This window comes from Candidatus Lokiarchaeum ossiferum, assembly GCA_025839675.1.
GTDB classification, from domain to species: domain Archaea; phylum Asgardarchaeota; class Lokiarchaeia; order Sigyniarchaeales; family Promethearchaeaceae; genus Lokiarchaeum; species Lokiarchaeum ossiferum.
Genome location: CP104013.1, coordinates 1,480,611 through 1,500,949, shown reverse-complemented (window position 1 = coordinate 1,500,949; position 20,339 = coordinate 1,480,611). Strand labels below are relative to the sequence as shown.

General features: G+C 33.0%; 19 protein-coding genes. 8 read left to right on the top strand and 11 right to left on the bottom strand.

Going from position 1 to position 20,339, the window contains the following annotated elements:
- Positions 1-40 precede the first annotated feature (40 nt).
- Positions 41-1,060 (top strand): ribonuclease Z, encoded by a 1,020-nt coding sequence (locus NEF87_RS06035; protein WP_371805522.1) that lies wholly within the window; start codon positions 41-43, stop codon positions 1,058-1,060.
- 96 nt (positions 1,061-1,156) lie between these two features.
- A complete protein-coding gene (locus NEF87_RS06030; RefSeq protein WP_457919074.1) occupies positions 1,157-2,119 on the top strand; it encodes a hypothetical protein in 963 nt (320 codons plus the stop codon).
- Between the two features lie 142 nt (positions 2,120-2,261).
- Here NEF87_RS06030 and NEF87_RS06025 read toward each other — a convergent pair whose 3' ends face one another.
- A complete protein-coding gene (locus NEF87_RS06025; RefSeq protein ID WP_371805520.1) occupies positions 2,262-2,471 on the bottom strand; it encodes a MoaD/ThiS family protein in 210 nt (69 codons plus the stop codon).
- Positions 2,472-2,658: 187 nt separating this feature from the next.
- On the opposite strand from NEF87_RS06025, the gene NEF87_RS06020 reads away from it, so the two are divergent.
- The 3 genes from NEF87_RS06020 to NEF87_RS06010 all read left to right on the top strand — a co-directional run bounded on the left by NEF87_RS06020 (position 2,659) and on the right by NEF87_RS06010 (position 6,284).
- Positions 2,659-4,332: a hypothetical protein gene (locus NEF87_RS06020; RefSeq protein WP_457919073.1), complete on the top strand. Its 1,674-nt coding sequence runs from the start codon at positions 2,659-2,661 to the stop codon at positions 4,330-4,332.
- Between the two features lie 23 nt (positions 4,333-4,355).
- The gene (locus NEF87_RS06015; RefSeq protein ID WP_457919072.1) at positions 4,356-5,090 is read left to right on the top strand and encodes a hypothetical protein; all 735 of its coding nucleotides are present in this window, start codon (positions 4,356-4,358) and stop codon (positions 5,088-5,090) included.
- Positions 5,091-5,177: 87 nt separating this feature from the next.
- On the top strand, positions 5,178-6,284 hold the full coding sequence (locus tag NEF87_RS06010) for a phosphotransferase enzyme family protein (RefSeq protein WP_457919071.1): 1,107 nt from the start codon (positions 5,178-5,180) through the stop codon (positions 6,282-6,284).
- A 76-nt stretch (positions 6,285-6,360) separates the two neighbouring features.
- Here NEF87_RS06010 and NEF87_RS06005 read toward each other — a convergent pair whose 3' ends face one another.
- The 4 genes from NEF87_RS06005 to nuoE are packed head-to-tail and all read right to left on the bottom strand — an operon-like array spanning position 6,361 to position 10,975.
- Positions 6,361-6,819, bottom strand: a complete 459-nt coding sequence (locus NEF87_RS06005) for a response regulator (protein WP_371805516.1) — start codon at positions 6,817-6,819, stop codon at positions 6,361-6,363.
- A 1-nt stretch (position 6,820) separates the two neighbouring features.
- On the bottom strand, positions 6,821-8,560 hold the full coding sequence (locus NEF87_RS06000; protein ID WP_457919070.1) for an NADH-dependent [FeFe] hydrogenase, group A6: 1,740 nt from the start codon (positions 8,558-8,560) through the stop codon (positions 6,821-6,823).
- A gap of 12 nt (positions 8,561-8,572) precedes the next feature.
- Entirely contained in the window at positions 8,573-10,501 is a 1,929-nt protein-coding gene (locus tag NEF87_RS05995) for an NADH-ubiquinone oxidoreductase-F iron-sulfur binding region domain-containing protein (protein WP_457919069.1), read from the bottom strand.
- A gap of 12 nt (positions 10,502-10,513) precedes the next feature.
- Entirely contained in the window at positions 10,514-10,975 is a 462-nt protein-coding gene (nuoE, locus tag NEF87_RS05990) for an NADH-quinone oxidoreductase subunit NuoE (protein ID WP_371805513.1), read from the bottom strand.
- Positions 10,976-11,506: 531 nt separating this feature from the next.
- Between nuoE and NEF87_RS05985 the strand changes: the two genes are divergently transcribed.
- Entirely contained in the window at positions 11,507-11,872 is a 366-nt protein-coding gene (locus NEF87_RS05985) for a DsrE family protein (protein ID WP_457919068.1), read from the top strand.
- A gap of 72 nt (positions 11,873-11,944) precedes the next feature.
- Here the strand turns inward: NEF87_RS05985 and NEF87_RS05980 are convergent, their stop codons facing one another.
- From NEF87_RS05980 to NEF87_RS05960, 5 genes are all read right to left on the bottom strand, one after another.
- The gene (locus NEF87_RS05980) at positions 11,945-13,309 is read right to left on the bottom strand and encodes a hypothetical protein (protein ID WP_457919067.1); all 1,365 of its coding nucleotides are present in this window, start codon (positions 13,307-13,309) and stop codon (positions 11,945-11,947) included.
- A gap of 76 nt (positions 13,310-13,385) precedes the next feature.
- The gene (locus tag NEF87_RS05975; RefSeq protein ID WP_457919066.1) at positions 13,386-15,002 is read right to left on the bottom strand and encodes a tetratricopeptide repeat protein; all 1,617 of its coding nucleotides are present in this window, start codon (positions 15,000-15,002) and stop codon (positions 13,386-13,388) included.
- An 83-nt stretch (positions 15,003-15,085) separates the two neighbouring features.
- Positions 15,086-15,754 carry an energy-coupling factor transporter transmembrane component T gene (locus tag NEF87_RS05970; protein WP_457919065.1) on the bottom strand — a complete coding sequence of 223 codons (669 nt, stop codon included), beginning with the start codon at positions 15,752-15,754 and terminating at the stop codon, positions 15,086-15,088.
- On the bottom strand, positions 15,751-16,488 hold the full coding sequence (locus tag NEF87_RS05965) for an energy-coupling factor ABC transporter ATP-binding protein (RefSeq protein ID WP_457919064.1): 738 nt from the start codon (positions 16,486-16,488) through the stop codon (positions 15,751-15,753). Before NEF87_RS05965 ends, NEF87_RS05970 begins: the two co-directional genes overlap by 4 nt.
- Before the next feature lie 95 nt (positions 16,489-16,583).
- On the bottom strand, positions 16,584-17,303 hold the full coding sequence (locus tag NEF87_RS05960) for a hypothetical protein (protein ID WP_457919063.1): 720 nt from the start codon (positions 17,301-17,303) through the stop codon (positions 16,584-16,586).
- Between the two features lie 181 nt (positions 17,304-17,484).
- Between NEF87_RS05960 and NEF87_RS05955 the strand changes: the two genes are divergently transcribed.
- A complete protein-coding gene (locus NEF87_RS05955) occupies positions 17,485-18,786 on the top strand; it encodes a VOC family protein (RefSeq protein WP_457919062.1) in 1,302 nt (433 codons plus the stop codon).
- A 140-nt stretch (positions 18,787-18,926) separates the two neighbouring features.
- A complete protein-coding gene (locus NEF87_RS05950; RefSeq protein WP_457919061.1) occupies positions 18,927-19,670 on the top strand; it encodes an MBL fold metallo-hydrolase in 744 nt (247 codons plus the stop codon).
- Between the two features lies 1 nt (position 19,671).
- Here the strand turns inward: NEF87_RS05950 and NEF87_RS05945 are convergent, their stop codons facing one another.
- Positions 19,672-20,289, bottom strand: a complete 618-nt coding sequence (locus NEF87_RS05945) for a class I SAM-dependent methyltransferase (protein ID WP_457919060.1) — start codon at positions 20,287-20,289, stop codon at positions 19,672-19,674.
- Positions 20,290-20,339 lie beyond the last annotated feature (50 nt).

The window sequence follows — 20,339 nt, the reverse complement described above, 5'->3', positions numbered from 1 at the left end:
CCTTCTAATATCCCTTCAAATAAATAATAATTGAATCGACATGGAATTAAAATTTCTTGGAACCAGCGGGGCGACTCCCACGATGGATCGAAATCTACCTGCTATAGCAATGAGACTTGACAGTGGTGAAATAATCTTATTTGATGCTGGAGAAGATGTTCAAAGACGGTTTGAAGCCGCAAAATTAAAATTTAATGTACCCACAACTATTTTGATCTCCCATCTGCATGGTGATCATGTTATTGGATTGCCTGGGTTATTATTTAATTTTCATCTTAATGGTCGAACTGCTCCTTTGACCATCATTGGACCGCAAGGCCTTGCAGCTTATTTACTATTTCATTTTCAATTAATCGGTCTAAAAGCGCAATCTTATTCTCTTTCGCTAATAGAAGTTCAGTTTCCAAAAGATGATACACCTAAAGGGGGGATGGACACTATTCAATACCGGAATTTCTTAACATCTGCATATGAGCGAGCCTTTGTCCAAATTTCAGGAAAAATCATTAAAATTGCAGATGCATATGTAATTAAAACGTATTGGATGAAACATAGTATGCCTACATTGGGATATAGGTATGAAGAAAAGCCACATGATGGAAAATTTAATCCTGAACGGGCCAAAGAATTAAATATTCGACCTGGGATTCTATGGAAGCGAATGCAAAAAGGTGAAACGATCAAAATTAATGGAGACACTGAAATCAATCCTATTTTGGAAGGTATCGTCACTGAAAAACGACCTGGATATATCGTGGCATATAGTGGTGATACAATGATGTGTCCCAATTTGGTGACTCTTGCTAAAAATGCAGATTATTTCATTTGCGAATCTACCTATATCATTGAAGATGAAAAATTGGCCATTGAAAAACTTCATATGTCAACGAAAATGGCTGCAACAGTTGCTCGGGATGCTAATGTGGGTCATTTATTTTTAGTTCATTTTTCGGGGCGTTATCGCGATGTTATGATCCTTGAAGAAGAAGCTAGAAGATTCTTTCAAGATACAACTGCAGCTGTGGATTTGATGAATATAGAAATAAAACCAAAGAAATAGTTCTTTTCATATTAATAAGCGCATTTTCACTTCAAAATTTTTTTGCTATACAAAAGTTTATACCATCAATTGCTTTGATTCTTTTTTGTATTAAAAATGCATGTGATTTTCATAATTCTTATTCTCTTTCTAATCTATAGTATTCCCGCATTTCTTGCTCTAATATTCTCAAAAGAAATCCAAATAACTCTTTATTATGTTACTCTTGGGGTTCTTTTCTGTTTAACCCAACTTTTTAATACATTGTATAATATTCAAATAAGCTCTCACTTTTCTTTGAACGGAGGAGATATTTCTTATAGTGCTTTACTATTTACCGCAGTTTTCTTGTTTCTTACTCAACCTGAACCAAAAATTGTTCGTAATTTAATTTACACTTTCTTTATTCTTAGTCTGTTTCTTGTATTACTGTTCTATTTCATAAAATTCATCATTTCTACTGAAATTGTAATTAATATTTTAGACGTTCCATTAGAATTTCTTGAATTTTCTTATATCTCTATGATATTTTCATTTATATTATTTTCTAGCGAGATTTTTCTTCTTTTATTTTTATTTAAAAAAGTGATCCCTCTAATTCAAAAGAAAATTCTTAGTAATCTTGTTATCACCTCAATCTATATTATTATCTTAATTTTGGATGGAATATTATATCCAATTGGAATAAACATCTTATTTGCTGGCGAATTTTTTTCTGTATTAAATGGTATTGTTGCAAAATCCATTTTTGGAATCGGATTTGGACTCAATATATTTATATTCTTAACCTTTTTTCCAACGAAAAAATTCGAATTTACTGCAGTAGAAACACCCTTTAAACTGTATTTATTGCCACCGAAGAAAAAAATCCTTGTCAATCAATTACAGAATGCGCAAAATGAGATCAACACTTTGCGCAATATTCTACCGATTTGTTCAACATGTAAAAAAGTGCGCAGTGATGATGGTTATTGGAATCAAGTCGAAGATTATCTATTGGTGCATAATGATTTGCGATTTTCACATGGATTATGTCCAGATTGCATGGCCAAATTAGTTGACGAATTTGAATTGGATTAGTTCTCACTATTTTTAAAAAATCCAAATTCTCATTGTTGCTATAATTACAAAATTAAATCTTATTTTATTGCAAAATCTGAGTAGTAAATGAATTCGATTAAATGAAAATGTGAAAAAAAAATATTCTTCTTCTAAATAGCTTTTAATATCCGCCAGCAATTTTTGGGAGGATTGTAATTTCAGATCCTTCTTCGATCTTATCGTCTAAATCTACTTTTTTACCATCCGCTAAAATTGCGAAGAACTTTGATTCCAATTTTAACTCTTTCAATAAATCTGCCACATTACGTGTAGTATTAACACGATAGGTCTTTAATGTACCCGTAGTTGATATTTCTTGTAAAGATTGCATTTTAATTTCACCTAATTTTAGTATCTACTAAGTAGTAGAATAAAAAAATGAAGTTAAAAACTTTTTCCCTAAGAAAAATACTATAAAAATTAAGTTCATTTTTTTTTATCAATCCCATAAGCTTTTTCAAAAACATTGCATTGCCATAAGTAAGATTTTTTTTTAAATTTGTAGATGTAAAAATAAAATGCTGAATATCATGAAAGAAGAGCATCAATATAATAACCAAGATGAATTTATTACTTATACTAAGCTTGCTCTTGATGAGATACAGCAATCAGAATCCAAATCTGAACGGGATATAAAACTATATGATCTAATGGCCTATCTTATCTCTTCATCAAATGATATTGCTCAAGATGGAGATTATTATGAAGCAGCTGGTCGTTTATATAGTGCTGCATATTATTTAGAGGAGTTTTATGTAAAAAATGCCCGTAAAATTTATATTAAGAGCATAAAGTTTTATGATAATTATTTTCACCAAGTAGTTATTAAAGGTGGAGTTAAAGAAGCTGCTAATGTTGCTTTAAAAATTGCGAATATCTATCGAAATAAGCTAAAAGATAGGAATAATGAAGAAAATTATATACGAAAAGCGATTGGTTTGATTTCGAATCAAATCATAATCCTACAAAATGTTGGCTCCCCTCGAGACTTATGCGGTAGATATCTGACTCTTTCAATTCTTTTTACTCAGTTAAAGGATTGGTCAAATGTTGTTATCTCAGCACAATCTGCTATTGAGGTTGGGAAACTCATTTCTGATTATTCCATCATTTCAAATGCTTATCACACCATAGCTGATGCTTATGAAAAACTCCATGGAGTTTCAAAATCTCATGAAATTTTACTGGAAGCAATAAGTTATTTTATTGATGTTGCAGAATTTCATGAAGTACAATCCCAAAATTTGCATCTTTCTCAATTATACCAGATAATTAAAACCTTATATAAAAAATTGAATGATTTTCCTCATTTTCAGCAATATTCCAGAAAAGAAGCTGGCGTATATATTAATTTAGCAAAATCTGGCATTAAAGGTAATATTAGCAAGAATCAAATTGGTTCTTATTATCGAGGTGCCGGTCTATGTTATAGAGAGACTTTAAATAATTATCTTGATAGCGCTAGTTGTTTTTTCATTGCTGGAAATTACTATCACAAAGCAAAAAAAAATCTTTCCGCCGCCACTAATTATGAAGATGCTGCTCGAATGTTTGAATATTTAAAAAATTATAGGAAAGCGCAAGAATTATTTCAAAAAGCGGGAAAATTTTATTATAAAGCGGGAAATTCAAAAAGCTCCATTATTAATTATATCGCAGCTTACCAAATGTGTGAAATTGGTAAGTTTAAATGCAACGATTTATTGCATCTCTTACTTAAAGTTCTTGAAATGCAGATAGAAGTTGATCAATCTGACCAAAATTACTTTTCCGCCGCTTCTCTCTCGCTTGAAAAACTTAATTATATGCACAAACTCAATTTACTCAGTAAAAAGGAATTAGATGACAATTTCAGGGAAATACTATCCTTTTATTTGCAGATATTTCATAACTTTGATAAAATTGCAGCTTTTAACATGAAGGGTTATATTCTTGTTTTAATTTGTGTTTTATCTCATGTTCTAGATCAAAAAGAATTAAGAGATGAAGTGAAGACCAAATTAGTTGGCATGACGGATCAAATTGAATTTAAATTTGTAGATTTTGCTTCATTATTTATTCAAATATATCCAAATTCATTCAAATCTAATTTGATTTTAATGCAAAGTAAGTTTTCTACTATTTTAACTGATGATGATTTCTCAGAATTGCGCGCATTAGTCGAAATACTTTCAAAAGTACAATCGTTTTAGGGAAATTTTCATTTATAATATTTGTGTCCCAAAAATTTGTCGACGATTTAAGCGATGATTATAAAAAAAAAACCTTTGAATTTCTAAAATTCCATTATGGAGTTGTTAAAAGAACTGGCATGCCCTATGCACGAGAATTTGCTACGATCGATTTTTTAACAGATTCTGCAACAATAGGTTTTAATTATGAAGGTGCTGAAAAATACCTTAATTTGCTCCAAGATAACAATATTTTGGATTATGATCAACATGGAGCTTTTCCTGGAACCAGAATTACAAAAAAAGGGGAAAGTGTTTTAAAAATCTTGGCAGAAGAATTTGATCCTTCAATGTTGAATATATTTACTGATTCAAAATCTTCTCCCACAAAATCCCGTGATTCTTCGGAATCTAAAGAAAAATATGTACAAAAGCCCCCTCAAATGCATGTTTGGGGAAAAACCCAAGATCTCTCCCAACATCCCATTTTAAAAGAATTGAATATCACAGAAGATTTAATCTATCGGTTTCTCAAATTTCAAATTGGCGTGATCAGAAGAACTGGTGTGCCTTATTTGCGAGAGTTAGTCGCAGAAGATTTTCTGGGTGATATGGAACATCTTTCATTTAAACAAACATCTGAATTTCTTGAGGTTTTAATAAAAGATGGTTACAATGAATATGATCAATGGGGTGCGTTCCCTGGGACTGGTATCACTAAGAAGGGAAGGGAATACTTTGAATTTTTGGCCAAAAAATTAGGAAAAGAACTGTCCTAACTACATTTTTCCTTTTTTTTAGTGTTCCTTCTTCAATTTTATCCAGAAAATCATATATATTAATATAGGTTTATTTAGTTAGAAAAAATGGTGACTGATGAGATAAAAACAGAAATTAAATCGATTTTTGATCAATTCAAGGTTTTTGGAACTTTTAACAGAGCAATTCCCTTCGGAAATGGCCACATTAACAGTACTTTTCTCATAAAAACTAAAGAAAAAACGTCACCAGATTATATCCTACAAAAAATAAATAATCATGTTTTCACAAATCCCCCGAAACTGCAAGAAAATTTAGTGCAAATAACACAATACATGGAGAAAATGGATGGGATAATAAATAAGTCTAGCCCTATCGTGAATCTGAAAGTTTTTCCAACTCATGAAGGAAAGTATTGGTTTCAAGATGCTCATAGTGAATATTGGCGAATTTTCAATTTTATTGATAATGCAAATTCCCACGATCTCGTGAAAAATTCCACTCAAGCTTTGGAAGCGGGTAAAATCATCGCACTATTTCAAAAATCTCTTGTTAATTTTCCTATTTCAAAGATAAATGATACAATTCCTAATTTTCATAATCTTGAATCGCGCTTGGCGATTTATGACCGAATAGTGCAAGCGAATTCATCTGATCGAAACAAATACGCTAAGGAAGAAATATTATTTGTACAGGAATATCGTAATAAATTAATTCAAATTCATACCGCTGCAAAATCGAGGGAAATACCGTTTCGGTTGACTCATAATGACACGAAATTTAATAATATCTTGCTGAATGAAAAAGACCAAGCTATTTCTATTATTGATTTAGATACAGTTATGCCGGGGTTGGTTCATTACGATTTTGGAGATGCACTTCGCATTATTGCCAGCACCGCAAAAGAAGATGAAAAAAATGTGGATTTGATCCAAATCAATTCAATCTTCTTAGAATCATTTATTCGGGGATATATTGACAATGCTAAGGATTTTTTAACTCCTAAGGAAATTTCCTTGTTGCCTGATGCACCCGCTATGATGGCATTCATGATTGGTCTTCGTTTCTTGTCTGACTATCTAGATGGTGATTGTTATTTCAAAACTCAGTTTGAATCTCATAATTTACAGAGAGCCAAAGCGCAATTTGCTTTAGTTGTCAAGTTTATCAGTTATATCCCCGAAATGACACAATTTATTCAAAACCTCTTGTGAATTCGAGAACAAGATCTTGAAGTTCCATACATTTGATTTTTTCCACTCAATATGTAAAGAAATAAAAGGAAAAAAATTAAAGCCAAGATTCTTGTTCAGAATCTAGGTCTGTGGCATCAATGCCTTTCATAATTGCAATTTCCTTCTTAAGAAGGAGGTAGAGATTTCGGGCATTTATTGGTTTATGCACAAAAAGATCACAATTTAGCCAATTCCGTTCTTCACGTGTGTGAGCATCGATGTAAATACCGAATCGGGTATGAGCAGCACTTAATCCGATAACAAATATTTTCTCTAAATTTTTATTTCGCTTGATTCTATAACAGAATTTGAAAGCTTCATCATAGTTTTCGTCCATATCCAATACAACGATTTCCACGCTTTGAGATCCGAGAATTTGATATGCTTCTTCTATGCTGGGACAGTGATATAAACTAAATCCTTTTTCTTCAAATACGTTGGTGAAACGGGATACAAACTGTCCTTCTTCAAAATGTACAAGCAATATTGCGTTGTGTGTCGCTTCTATTTCCATTTTATTCTTGGCCTCCTACTTTTCGGTTATAATATTTTGTATGAAGTAAATGATGTGCTTCATGACTACCTAATTCTTTCAAGAAATTTGAATAGAGTCTTTGAACTGCAGTATTCTCATGCGAAAATCGAATTGAATAATTATCATCTAATGAATATAATGCTTTTGCTCGCTGTTCTAATACTTCTCTATCCAATCCTCGGGGTTGGCCTCCACCATTGATACATCCTCCTGGACACGCCATGATTTCAATGAATTGGTAATTGTTTGGATTTCCTTCTCGTAATTCATCACAAATTTTTCGTGCGTTGGCAAGACCACTAACGGCAACACAACTGAGTTTGATTTCGGGTGTAATCTCAATTATGGCTTTCTTTATGGAATCCATTCCGCGAACCGCTTCAAATTCCACATGTTCGACATTTTTATTATTTACTAACCAATATCCAGTTCTTAATGCTGCTTCCATGACTCCACCTGAAGCACCAAAGATTTTTCCAGCACCGGTGGATTCACCCAAAGGATCATCGTAGTCAGAATCAGGTAATTTTGCAAGATCTATTCCGAAACGTTTAATGGATCTCACAAGTTCTCGGGTGGTCAAAACTGCATCGGTATTTGGCAATCCATCATTAACTAAATCTGTTCTATCCCGTTCAAATTTTTTAGCCATACATGGCATAATTGCTACTTGGAAAATTTTCTTTGGATCCGCATTTGTGTTATTTGCCCAGAAACTTTTAATAATGGCGCCTTGCATGGACATCGGTGATTTACAAGTGCTCATATGTGGAATTAAATCTGGAAATTCTTGTTCCATGAATTTGATCCATGCCGGACAGCAAGTGGAGATCATTGGTAGTGTTTTATTACTCGTTATCCGTTTCACTAATTCATTCCCTTCTTCCATAATTGTTAAATCCGCTCCAAATACGGTATCAAATACCGCATCAAAGCCCATACGTTTCAAAGCGGTCACCAGTTTTCCAGAAACATCCGTTCCTGGAGCAAAACCAAATTCCTCTCCAATTGTCGCACTAATCGAAGGTGCTACTTGAACCGTTGTAATTACATCTGGATTTAAAAGGTTATCTCTTACTTCACTCTGAATACTACGTTCGATCAAAGCTCCAGTTGGGCAAACTCGAACACATTGACCACATAACACACATGATGATTCATGAATTGTTCTATCAAATGCACTAGTGACGATTGATTCAAATCCACGTTTTGTCAGATCAATTGCATGGACTGATTGTATTTCATCACATACTTTTACACAGCGTTGGCATAAAATACACTTGTTAGGATCACGAACTAAGGCCATACTGGTTTGATCTAATGGATTGATCCGTTTAGAACCTTGGAACTGATGGTCACGAATTTCGTAAATTTCTGCAAGTTCTTGTAATTCACAATCTCCATTTCGCACACAATATAGGCAATCCATGGGATGATTTGCAATTAACAATTCGACAATCGTTTTCCGAATTAATTGAATTCGAGGTGTGTTTGTTTTAATTATCATTCCATCACTTACTGCTGTACTACATGCAGGAACAGGTCTTGGGATTCCTTCTACTTCAACCACACACATTCGACATGAGCCAGTTGGAGTCACCTCTTTCAGATAGCATAAGACGGGAATGTAGATTCCTTGCTCTCTTGCAACTTCTAAGATTGTTTTAGTTTTTTCAAGGACAATGGTTTGTCCATCTATAGTAATTGTTTTTGTTGCCATTTTTTCCACCTCTTACTCCAAGAACACTGCATCGAATTTGCAATTCGACTGGCAGAGTCCGCATTTTACACATTTGTCTTCAACTATGTAGTGTGGTTGTTTCTTTTCTCCTAAGATTGCATCATTAGGGCAATTAAGCTTACAAAGGCCGCATCCAACACATTTTTCAACATTAATTTTAAATTCAAGTAATCCCAAACAATATTTCGCGGGGCATGTATTTTCATACAGATGTGCTTCATATTCATCGCGGAAATATCGCAATGTCGATAATACGGGATTGGGGGCTGTCATACCGAGCCCACAAAGGGATGTATCTTGAATCACATGGGATAATCTTTCTAATGACATCATGGATTTCATTCGATCCACAACTTCCTTATCATTTTTTGGTTTAATGACCAATTTTTCTAAGGTTTCCAGCATTCGTCGCGTTCCTTCACGGCAAGGGATGCATTTACCACAGCTCTCTTCTTGAATGAAATTCATGAAAAAGCGTGCTGTATCAACCATACAAGTAGATTCATCCATAATGACTAAACCACCAGATCCCATGATTGCACCAGTTTCTTTTAGTTTTTCATAATCAATGGGTGTATTGATGAGTGATTTTGGGATACATCCTCCTGATGGTCCCCCAATTTGGGCTGCCTTGAATTTTTTGTTGTTTGGAATGCCTCCCCCGATTTTAACAATATCTTTAATTGTTACTCCCATGGGAACTTCCACTAATCCTGCATATTGAATTTTTCCTGTTAAAGCAAAAACTTTTGTACCTTTTGAGCCTTCAGTACCCCAACTTGCAAAAGTTTTACCTCCAATATTAATAATTTTTGCTAATTGAGCAATTGTTTCAACATTATTTACTACTGTGGGGCGATCCCATAATCCAGAAACGGCTGGATATGGTGGTTTAATGCGTGGACTTCCTCTTTTTCCTTCGATTGACTCGATTAATGCTGTTTCTTCACCGCATACAAAAGCACCTGCACCTTTTTTAATTTCGATGTCAAAGGAGAAGTCTGACCCCAAAATATTAGTTCCAAGGAGTCCTTTTTCCCGTGCGGTGTGCATTGCTTTAGATAGATTGCGAATGGCTAAAGGATATTCTGCTCGACAATAAATAAATCCTTTTTGGGCACCGATAGCATAACCCATGAGAGTCATCCCCTCAATGGCAGAATATGGATCAGATTCTAACACAGCTCTATCCATAAAAGCACCTGGATCACCTTCATCGGCATTCATAATAATATATTTTATCCCATCTTCTGATTTTGCATTATATCCGAATTCCCATTTTTTCCCTGTAGGAAAGCCACCACCGCCTCGACCTCGTAATCCACTTATCTTAATTTCTTCAATCACTTGTTTAGGCGTTAAATTTTCTAACACATTGGCTAAAGCTTTATATCCATCATCATACGCAAGATATTCTTCATAGGATTCTGGATTGACCAAACCACATCTTGAGAGAACGAATTTTTTTTGATTTTTGAAATAGTGAAAATCATTAATATCTACCACATTTGCATAATTTTCATCTTCTATAGATGTATACTGGGCCAATACCCACTCATCAATAATTTCTCCCTTTTGAAGTGTTCTAGAAATGATATCCGCGACTTTATTTTTTGTAATTTTTTCATAAACTAGTCGAGCCTTTCCAGGCATTTTTATATCCAATATTGGTTCTGCGAAACAAGCACCAACACATCCAACTGGGATAATTTTAACATTCATTTTATATTTTTGAATTTCAGTGATTAACGTGTTATAAGTATCTTGAGCTCCGGCTGCAAGTCCACACGTTCCCATCCCAATAAAAATAATTGGTTCTGAATTTCCAATATGTTTTATTTCCTTCACTTTCTCTGGAGAAAGTGTTATTGCGGTCAGATCGATTTGACTTCCTATTTGAGTTGCTTTTTCTGTTGCCATTTTAATCCTTCCTTATTCATACTTCCGTAAAATTCGTTTGATTTGACCCGCTTGAACATCACCGTAAAAATCATTATCGATATTTACTACAGGAGCTAAGGAACATGCTCCAAGACAAGCAACAACCAAAAATGTGAATTTTCCATCTTTGGTTGTTTCTCCGACTTTGCATTTTAATTCTTGTTCAAAAACGGGAATAAGTCTTTCAGATCCTTTAACATGACATGCAGTTCCTCTGCATAAATTAATAATATGCCTTCCAAGTGGTTTTAAACGAAATTGTGCATAAAATGTTGCAACTCCGTATATTTTAGAAGCTGGAACTACAAGATATTCTGAGACTGCGTAAACATTTCGTTCAGATAAATATCCAAATTCTTCTTGTACTTTTTGAAGTACAGGAATCAATGAAGAAGGATCTTCTGGCGGAAATTGCTGAAGAATTTCTGTAATTTTTTTTGCTGTTGAAGCCATTTTTCTTCCCTCAAATTTTATTTACAAATTTGTTATTAAAAAATGAATGAGAATTAATCATCTTTCATCGCTAAAGGTATTATGGTGAATAGTTAGTCAGAAAATGATCAGATTCTTTCTTCAATATTACTATGAATATAAAGGGAAACTTCTTTAAAAAACTCTTCTATTAACAAAATTAATTGAAAATAGTGTTAAGATAAGTAGATGAATAGGAAAGCATTTGATTGAATGATAAATGCAAGAGAATAAAATTTAACTTACTTTCCCCGTTTTAACTTGGATTGTGAAAGGCAAATGAAAATGTTAAATTATGATCAAGTATATGATTGTTTTATATAATTTAAAGTTGTTTTTCAAATATTACATCGTAGCATTCATATTAAAATGAGTTTAAAACACAAAACCAATTTCATTTTTTTATCATTGTATTGTCATTTTATATCACCGGTTTAATTTTTAGCATAACCAATGTTTTCATTTTTTAACATAACCAGTGCCTTTTTTTTTATACTTGATTAAATTAAAATAATGGTGAAAGTTACAAAAGTTTTGCTCCTTCTCAAAAACATGATTTATGAGTCTACCTCTCCTCTCGAAATAATTCGTTTTGCAAAATATTACAAAAATAAAGGATTGGAAGTTCTTGTTGTTCTTTGGGGTCCGATGGGAATTTTACTAGGAAAACGGGGGAAAGTAGGACGGAATAGATATGAAGAAGAAATGATAGAATGCATTGATTTGGGTATAAATTTTATTTGTTGCCATCTCGCAGCTCGTATAATTGGTATGGATAAATCGGAGTTGATGGATGGAGTAGATATGGTCCCTTCCAATGAAGTTGCTGAATTAATATTACAGTATCAAGAAGAAGGACAATTGGTGATATCGCTCTAAAGAAATGTAGAAAAACATGTTTTTTATAATTAACACCAAGCAACATTAAATCAAATTGAAATTTTGAATGTATTACAAATTAAATTTTTGAAGGAAATTACGTGCCCTCTCTTGCCGTTTTAGAATATTTTTACGTTTGTGCTTACTTACTTTTTCTGGATCTTGCTTTAAGACATTATGAGCTTCAATTTTCAATTCTTCAATTTTTTGCAATTCAATTAGATGATATTCATGTAAGCTGGTTTGTTCAATGGGCATTTCATCCAATTTCCATTTAACAAAACTTTCAGAAGATTCTTTGACTGAAGGAAAATCCCCCGATTTTTGTTCTTCTACTTCATAAGTATAAAAAATTGGGATTACATCTTCTAATACAATATCTGAAAGTTGATTCTCGTACGAATTTTTAAATTTGAGTAGGGCATCAAAAATTCCTTCATCTTGCTTTTTCTTTTCTCCAACAATTTTCTCATTGTTTAGAGAAGAATGGGTTTTAATTACTTTGAGAGAATTTTTCAAAGGTAAAACCACGGTTCGGGAAATTCTCGGTTTTAAATGATATTTAAACTCAATTGGATTATCCTTCTTTGCTTCTGGGATATACCAAGAGTATTGTAATCCATCTTTCATCCGTTGTTGATGAGGATCTACTTGCGGAGTATTTCCATTAATTGTAACTTCCGATATTTCATAGTTGTACGGAATAATATCCTGAATAAATGCTTCTTCAATCGGGTCATCGGCGAAATTTTCTATGGTATTTGTAATTACATAGTCAGGCAAACTTGGTTTATCATCGGCAAATTCCCAAAGCACATCAATTTCTTGAGTGATTTCTCTTGCTTTCCCTGAAACATGTTTTATTATTGCTTTACTTTCCGCATATTCTTGGATCTCTACAGCGTGATCTACTAAAACTTGATCCGCTAATTCTTGCATGTTTAACAAATCCTCATTAATATTTCCAATGAATAACGAGATCGGGATATCTTCAATTTCTGGTGCAACAGTATCTTCAATATTAATAATTTGCTCCAGATCATTGATCTGTTGCATAACAGCTTTTGCTTCCTCATCTTGGATTCGATGGTGTTCCTTTAACTTTTGTTCAAAATCCACAAAAATTGATTTAGCTCGGGCATGTAAAGCAACATTTTCCAAATCTTCAGTCATCTCAATGATTTTACGGCAGTTTATGATTGTTGAAAGAATGTGATCTTTTTTTTGTTCTTGTTCTAAGATCTGGAGAATTTCATCCAAAAATAATTCTTTTTCGGTCTTCATTTTTGTCGAGAGGTCTTCTATGGCTTCTATTTCTGCTAATTTTGCTTGTAATTCCTTAAGGCGTCTTTGTTTAACCTCTTTTTCTTGAATTAAAGCTTTTTCTTTAGCTTGTTTTTCTTCATTATCTTGTTTTGAAATTTCTGCCGTAAGCATTACTCTCCTTTGAATTTTATAATTCTTAGTATATATTTTTTGTATAGACCAATATTTACTATATTTTTTCTCCCAATCAAGCTAAGTTGAAATCAATAGTTGCTAAGATCTCTCCAAATTTGGAGAATGGAGTTACATCTCCTGAAAATTTTTCAAGTCTTTTTTCAAATTCTAAGTTAAACCGTTGATAAATCTGTTTTAAAATAAAATTAACGGTTTTTTCTGATTCTGAAAGTTCTGATCTTCCCAAGATGAATATTTTTTTTCCATCTTCAAAGTAAAATGAATACCTCAAATCTCCTATCACAAAAGATTCCATCCTTTTCTTTGTAACTTCTTGAGAAAAAGTTTGTAATGCAGAGACAAATCCTCCAAATAAAGTGAGATTTATTTCCATACCTGGAGAATAGGAAAAGATCTCCAATCCTGTTTCAGTTATGATCCAGAAATCGTTTAGAACACCTAAATTATTTTCAGTATGGGGTTGTAAGTCTTCAAATTTACTATTCAATTTGTTTAATTGCTCAGAGTAATATGAAATTTTCTTATTTTCTTGTTTGGTCTGGTAAATATCAAGAAGTGCTAATAAAGTTCGTTTGTGGCCTTGGACTGGAATTTTTAAGCGTTGATATATGTTCAATGCCGTAATAAATTCCAACAATGCCTCGTCAATTTGATTAAGTTTTTTTAAAGCTTTCCCGATTTCAAGATGAAATCCCGCAATGGACAATACATCACTATTACCATGTTGATTGAGAATGGAGATGATTTTTTGAAGAAGTGGGATTAGATCGGTGAAAGCATTTTGTTCATTGAGTAATCGAATAAGTATTTTTGCGATTTTGATATATTGAGTAAATTCGTTACTCTGTTCTGCATTCTGAAGGGCCTTATTATAGTAATCTTGTTGTTTTTGGTTATTTTTCAAATAACCATAAATATTCCCCATAATTTGGTAAGTCGCAATTGTTTTTTTTATTTCTCCAGTATTTGTCCATATATCAACTGCTTTGGAGAAATTGTTAATTGATTGATTAAATTCTTGAGACCATTTCAGCAAGTTATTGTACTGAGAAAAACCTGCGGCTCGTAGTTCATCCAGTATATGATAATGATATTCCAATCCTAAATCATATAACAATTGTGCTTGTTGGGGTTTAATTCCTGGTAAATCCGAGGTTTTTTCGCAAATCATGATTGCTTCTTCAAAATATGGGATTGCTTGATCTCGATATCCTAATTTGCTACAGGTTCGTGCTTTGAAGGTAAAAAATTGTAATCGATTTACATAGGATGTTGAACCTATTAATTCTCTTTCGAAAATTTCATACGCTTTAGCAAATTTTTTGTTTTTATAATAACAATATGCTTGCATGAAGGAAGATAATTCTTGATATCTCTGATGTTTTAATTCTGTTGCTAATAAATTTAAGTCCTTGAAATAGGAAATTGCTTTGGAGTACTTCTCAAACTGAAATAGAATTGTTGCAATAAGATAGGTTGATTCCATAACCAATTTATGTTGTTTTTCCAATTGGAATTTTTTTAAGGCTTTTTGAAGAAGATTGTAGGCCGCTTTCAGATTTTTACTTTGGTATAACTGCACACTTTGTTTAAAATCCTCAACTGCAATTGTAAGAGAGTAGGACGCTCCCAATTCCGTATTTTCTTCTTCATGAAAATGATCTTCCATTAATAACAATAAAACGTTTATACTTTACAATGTATGTAAGGCCAAATTTTATACACGAATTTGTCACAAATTCCAAATATTATCTAAACTTCATATCCTCTAGATTCCATGGAAATTGCTAAATTCATTGATAAATCCAGAATATTTAGCAAGCTTGGAATTATAATCGGTCCTAAATTCCAAAAATGTACTTTATATCCTCTTGCTTCTTGATAGGCTCGTGTAAGACGAATTCGTTCCGTCAACAAAGGTAAAAATGTAATTGCTACTGTAATTCCCAAGGCTAATTTTCGCGGAATATGAAACATCCTTAATGCGGTAAGCAACTCGCGGGGAGGTGTAGTTTGTGTAAAAATGAAGGTTCCTAAAAAGAGAATCAGCATTGAGAGTGTATATTGATAGAACAGAATGAAGGCATTTATCCAACTAAAATCGACAAAGTAAAAGAGAAAATAAATCCCAATGAAATTCATAAAAAGAAACTTGAAAAATCCTTGAACACGATAAATCTCCAATTTAATCCCAAAGGCTAAAATTATTTCGATAATGAGAAAAATCCACCTTATTTGTTGAAAACTGGGTAAAAAGGCTGCTACATTCAAAATTCCAAATAGTAAGAATTTAATTATCGGATGAATATGAAATTTATAATCTGCCCAAATTGGAGTTGATTTTTGCGATTTTGATTGAACATGTTGGGAATTAGCAGATATTGTTGTAGATTCATCCATAAGATTAGAAATTGAAGTCATGTTTTCCAGCTCCATTGAGGTTTTTTCTCTAAAAGTCTATTTTTGTCAGTTCTTCGAATCGTGCAATCTTCAACATGGAGGATTGATTGACACATCTCTCCTAATATCCACGGATCTTGTTCTATGATGAGAATAGTTGTTCCATATTCATGATTTAATTTCATCAGTAGGTTTTTTAACCCAATTTTAGAAATTTTATCCAGATGAGCAGAAGGTTCATCGAGGATTAATACTTTTGGGTGTGTTGCAATGATGGCTGCTAATATAACCCTTTGTTTTTGACCTGCAGATAAATTCATTGGCATTCGTTCGCGTAGATTTGCAATACCCAAAAATTCCATTGCTTCAAGTCCCCATTCGAGATTTAATTTCAAGTTTCGTAGGCCAAATTCAACTTCCTCTTGAACAGATGTGCTGAATAATTGGGAGTTTAGGTCTTGGAAAACCATCCCTATGGCTTTCGCTAGTTTAACTATTTTTGTTTTTTTTACATCCCAACCCGCAACTTGAATGCTTCCCTTTAACTTTCCTTTAATCGTGTGAGGAATAAGTCCTTTAAGAATAAAACCCATCGTAGTTTTCCCAATTCCCGATTGACCGGCTATTGCTACAATTTCTCCTGGTTGAATGGAAAAAGAAACATCCTTAAGTATCCAGTTTTCCTTCTTATAGGCAAAAGAAAGATCTTTGACTTGAATTATAGGTTGTAGTACTCGATGGGTGGGATTATCCATGTTTTTTTCACAAGGCCTTTATAGGGTAGTGGATTAAAAAAAAGGTTACCAAATAAAATCTTCTAGCTCTTAAACGATTTTGCAAGGTGAGATAATTATTGCATATTTTGGAATTTCTCATATAATGCGGTTTTTTCGATGGTCCTAAATAACCCGAAGCCTATGAATCCACCTATCACACAAGGAATCGCTGATAAAAGTCCACATAGTGTTGCAAATGCAAAGAAAGCACCTCCAAACCCTGTGATTGGTAATTGAATGATGTTAGAAAGATCGATGCTTTCTGCGAAATTTGGGCTTGCTGCATTTAGTAAGTTACTAAATCCCGTTACAAATGGAAATTTGAACAATTGCCAGATTGTAAAAAGTGTAATCCACCAGATTACAGCACCCAAAATTCCTCCAGCAATAATTTTAGCAATTTTATTTTTAATACTAAAGATCAAATCCAGACCTATCCCAATTACTGCACCAATGAGAATTTTGTAGGCTCCAGGAACTCCTCCGAACATTGCTGTGGGAATTGAAATCGTTGCAAAAATTGTCAAGAAAATTGTTGCTGTACCATGTTTATTTACCATTAGTTTTGTAAAAGTTATGAAGATGAAATTAATAGGTACCATTAAAAAGATTCCTGCTACAATATGTCCAAATAATACTTTTAAAGGAGGACTTAGTAATAAATCGAAACCCGCGTTCAAAGCACTCATGAGTGCTACCAAGATAATCTCCGGTAAGGTCATTTTAAATTTTTCATTATTCATAATATCAAGACCATGAAAATGTAAAGTGACCATCATCATAAATGATGGCATTATGATCATCGTATGATCGTAAAAATAACATTTCATGGACATAAGTCGATCATTAGATGATCTTATAAAATACAATGGGTATCGAAATGGATATATGTATATGTCTGATCTGTGAAATCATTGGAAAATTTCCAAGGATAAAAAACATTAAATTTTTTATCCCATAGAAGAAATTAGAAAAATGGGTCCCAAATTGCATAAAAAATCATTTGATCTTGGCGTGGTAGGGGCTTTCTCTGAAGTAATAAATGCAGGGGTTAAACAGCTAGCATTAAGTGCACCTTTACCTCCTGATGAAATGGATAATTTCATTGAGGATGCAAAGAAAATAGCCGCAAAACATAATGTATTAGTATATAGAGAATCGGATCTTATAGTGACCGATTTATTCCCGGCAGATATTGCGAAGGGATTGGACGTGCTTCTTCTTTTTCAAGGAACAACAAAAGATAACTATCTGATGTTAAAAGAAGATCAGAAGTTATTAAAAGATACAGCGCAATATAATGAAAAAAACCGCCGTATGATATCAAAAAGATTCGGTAGGATGCTTAGTTATAGTCCTCAAAAAATTAATGGACTTTTGTCTATGAATACTCCTTTCAAAACGATGATTAATTTTGGACTTAAAGCGAATAATCTATTTCTTTATTATGACGATCTAAAAAAAGCCGGAGAGTTCTATGTCAAGAATCTTGGATTTGAGTTGATGGCCGATTATAAAATGGCTCAAATAATGCGAATGACAAAAGATTCCTATCTTATCTTGGTTGATGGGGCAAAAGGAATGCATACTACTGAAGAACCGAAAACAGTTGCACTCGCTTTGTTGACTGATCAGCTAAAAGAGTGGTATGAACACTTAAAAAGCAAAAATGTGAAGATCAAAGATGACTTTAAAGAAAAAGAGAATAGTGCACATGATGGTTTTATAGTTGTAGATCCGGAAGGATATTTGTTGGAATTCGAACGATTTAATCAACATCAAGAAAATGAACGATTTTTTCCCCTCTTAAACCAAAATAAAGAAGTTGTTGTTCAATCTGCGCACGAAAGTGATGTTCCAGCAGAACTATCGATACACTCAACCATAATTTGGCTCTATTATAAGGATGTATTAGCTATGCAACATTTTTATGAAGATGTTTATGGGTTTGAGGAAGTAGTAGATCAAGGATGGACTAAAATTTACAGAGTATCGGAAACAGGATTTATGGCCATTGTTGATGAAAAACGAGGAATGCATAAATTTACGGATCAAAAAGCGGTCAATGTTGGTTTTATACTCGATGATATTGAAGGATGGTTTAAATATGTTAAAAAAAATTCACTTTTTGATTTGAAAGATCATGAACTGCATATAGAGAAAGAATCAAGATACAAAGCATTTGTGGGATATGGGCCTGAAAAGTATTTCATTGAATTTGATAAATTTTTCCCCCATCAAGATAATACTCGTTTGTTGAAGTATTTGATGGAATAGGATTGCTTCTACAACTACTAAATATAAAATTGCTCAAAATTTCTATTCCATTGAATTGTATTTCTTTTTCCTTTTTTTTCATGTTGTTTTCAAAATGAAATAGTAAGTCTTAAAATCCTAATTGGTTTAATTAACTCGATATGATGGAAGTTTCCCAACTCGAATCCAATATTTTGTTATATACCTTCAAAGAAGGATATGGAGTCAATATTGTTGCCCTTATTCATGAAAATCATTCATGTTTAATCGATATTGGAAATGAACAACAAGCTCTGCAAGTGAAACGTCATCTTGCGCGCGAAGGAATCACAGTTACCGATGTTTTCTTTTCTCATTTACATTCTGACCATTGCTTTGCCAATTCACTTTTCGCCAATTGTCAAATCCATTGTGGCAAGAACTACAAAGAAAATTTTGCGGATAACGTGAATGATCCCACTTTTATCCCTCAAAATTTGCACCAAGATGGCGATCTCTTCCAATTTGGAACTCATTCACTGCAAATACTCGAAACTCCAGGTCACAGTAGTGGATCTATTTCCATAATTCTGAATAATAAATATATGATTGTCGGTGATCTTTTGATTTTTGATTATGAAGGTCATCAATATCTTCCCTATGTTGGAGCCGATTCTACTTTTCAACTTCATTTTGACAATGTTTCCAGGATTAAATCTTTACCCTATCATGTTCTTATTCCTGGCCATGGTTTAATCCAAAACTCTCAAGAATCAATTCAAAAAGCCTGCGAGGTTGTCGAATTCTATTTAAAGCAGTTAGAAAAACTTGGAAAGGATGCAAAACTAGGTGAACTGATTAAAGATCCAACAAATATCTTATCTACTTTTCATGAGATGACTTTAACTAATCAATTCTCTGTCTAAATTATATTTCTTTTTTTACTTTCTTACAGTGATATAATGCCAGGTGGGATTTTATCGGAGTAATTTTTACGGAATTGAAGTGGACATTAAATTCTGATGGAATCTGCTTGATAAAATTAAAATAATCTCCTCGTTCTAACCACTCAATAATGGAAATATGTATTTTTCTTGTAGTAGAGTAGTCGTGAAATAAAATCTGATTTTTGGATAATCTTGAAGCTTCGTCATAGATTTTCTTTCTATAAATTTCTTTCAATCCGTGGAGTACAAAGGCTGCAATAACTAAATCGAAGGATTCAGGTAAGAAATTCAATCCTTGTAAAACATCGGCTTGTTGACATTTTAAGTTATTTCTTAAAGCACGTTTAACCATACCTGGAGCAACATCTACCCCAACTACATCGTATCCCAGATTTTGAAATGCTGTTCCAAAGGCTCCAGTACCGCATCCAATATCCAATATTTTCGCATTGGGTTTTAAGTTTAACTGGTCAATGTGACGCATCAGTATTTTCTGATAGGATTTTACTTGCTTTTTGAAGAACCATTGATAAAAATATGCAATCTTATCAAATAACCAGTTATGAAATCGGTTATTTCGATTTTTCGATGATTCCATACATAATATAACGGGATGAAGGATAAAAGGTCAATCCCTATTAGAAATGT

Excerpts from the sequence above, each read along its gene's own strand:
- NEF87_RS05955 (WP_457919062.1), top strand. The coding sequence starts at position 17,485 with ATGGGTCCCAAATTGCATAAAAAATCATTTGATCTTGGCGTGGTAGGG.
- NEF87_RS05985 (WP_457919068.1), top strand. The coding sequence starts at position 11,507 with ATGGTGAAAGTTACAAAAGTTTTGCTCCTTCTCAAAAACATGATTTAT.
- NEF87_RS06025 (WP_371805520.1), bottom strand. The coding sequence starts at position 2,471 with ATGCAATCTTTACAAGAAATATCAACTACGGGTACATTAAAGACCTAT.
- NEF87_RS05980 (WP_457919067.1), bottom strand. The coding sequence starts at position 13,309 with ATGCTTACGGCAGAAATTTCAAAACAAGATAATGAAGAAAAACAAGCT.
- NEF87_RS05950 (WP_457919061.1), top strand. The coding sequence starts at position 18,927 with ATGATGGAAGTTTCCCAACTCGAATCCAATATTTTGTTATATACCTTC.
- NEF87_RS05945 (WP_457919060.1), bottom strand. The coding sequence starts at position 20,289 with ATGGAATCATCGAAAAATCGAAATAACCGATTTCATAACTGGTTATTT.
- nuoE (WP_371805513.1), bottom strand. The coding sequence starts at position 10,975 with ATGGCTTCAACAGCAAAAAAAATTACAGAAATTCTTCAGCAATTTCCG.
- NEF87_RS06005 (WP_371805516.1), bottom strand. The coding sequence starts at position 6,819 with ATGGAAATAGAAGCGACACACAACGCAATATTGCTTGTACATTTTGAA.
- NEF87_RS05975 (WP_457919066.1), bottom strand. The coding sequence starts at position 15,002 with ATGGAAGATCATTTTCATGAAGAAGAAAATACGGAATTGGGAGCGTCC.
- NEF87_RS06010 (WP_457919071.1), top strand. The coding sequence starts at position 5,178 with ATGGTGACTGATGAGATAAAAACAGAAATTAAATCGATTTTTGATCAA.
- NEF87_RS05995 (WP_457919069.1), bottom strand. The coding sequence starts at position 10,501 with ATGGCAACAGAAAAAGCAACTCAAATAGGAAGTCAAATCGATCTGACC.
- NEF87_RS05970 (WP_457919065.1), bottom strand. The coding sequence starts at position 15,754 with ATGACTTCAATTTCTAATCTTATGGATGAATCTACAACAATATCTGCT.
- NEF87_RS05960 (WP_457919063.1), bottom strand. The coding sequence starts at position 17,303 with ATGCCATCATTTATGATGATGGTCACTTTACATTTTCATGGTCTTGAT.
- NEF87_RS06035 (WP_371805522.1), top strand. The coding sequence starts at position 41 with ATGGAATTAAAATTTCTTGGAACCAGCGGGGCGACTCCCACGATGGAT.
- NEF87_RS06020 (WP_457919073.1), top strand. The coding sequence starts at position 2,659 with ATGCTGAATATCATGAAAGAAGAGCATCAATATAATAACCAAGATGAA.
- NEF87_RS06030 (WP_457919074.1), top strand. The coding sequence starts at position 1,157 with ATGCATGTGATTTTCATAATTCTTATTCTCTTTCTAATCTATAGTATT.
- NEF87_RS05965 (WP_457919064.1), bottom strand. The coding sequence starts at position 16,488 with ATGGATAATCCCACCCATCGAGTACTACAACCTATAATTCAAGTCAAA.
- NEF87_RS06000 (WP_457919070.1), bottom strand. The coding sequence starts at position 8,560 with ATGGCAACAAAAACAATTACTATAGATGGACAAACCATTGTCCTTGAA.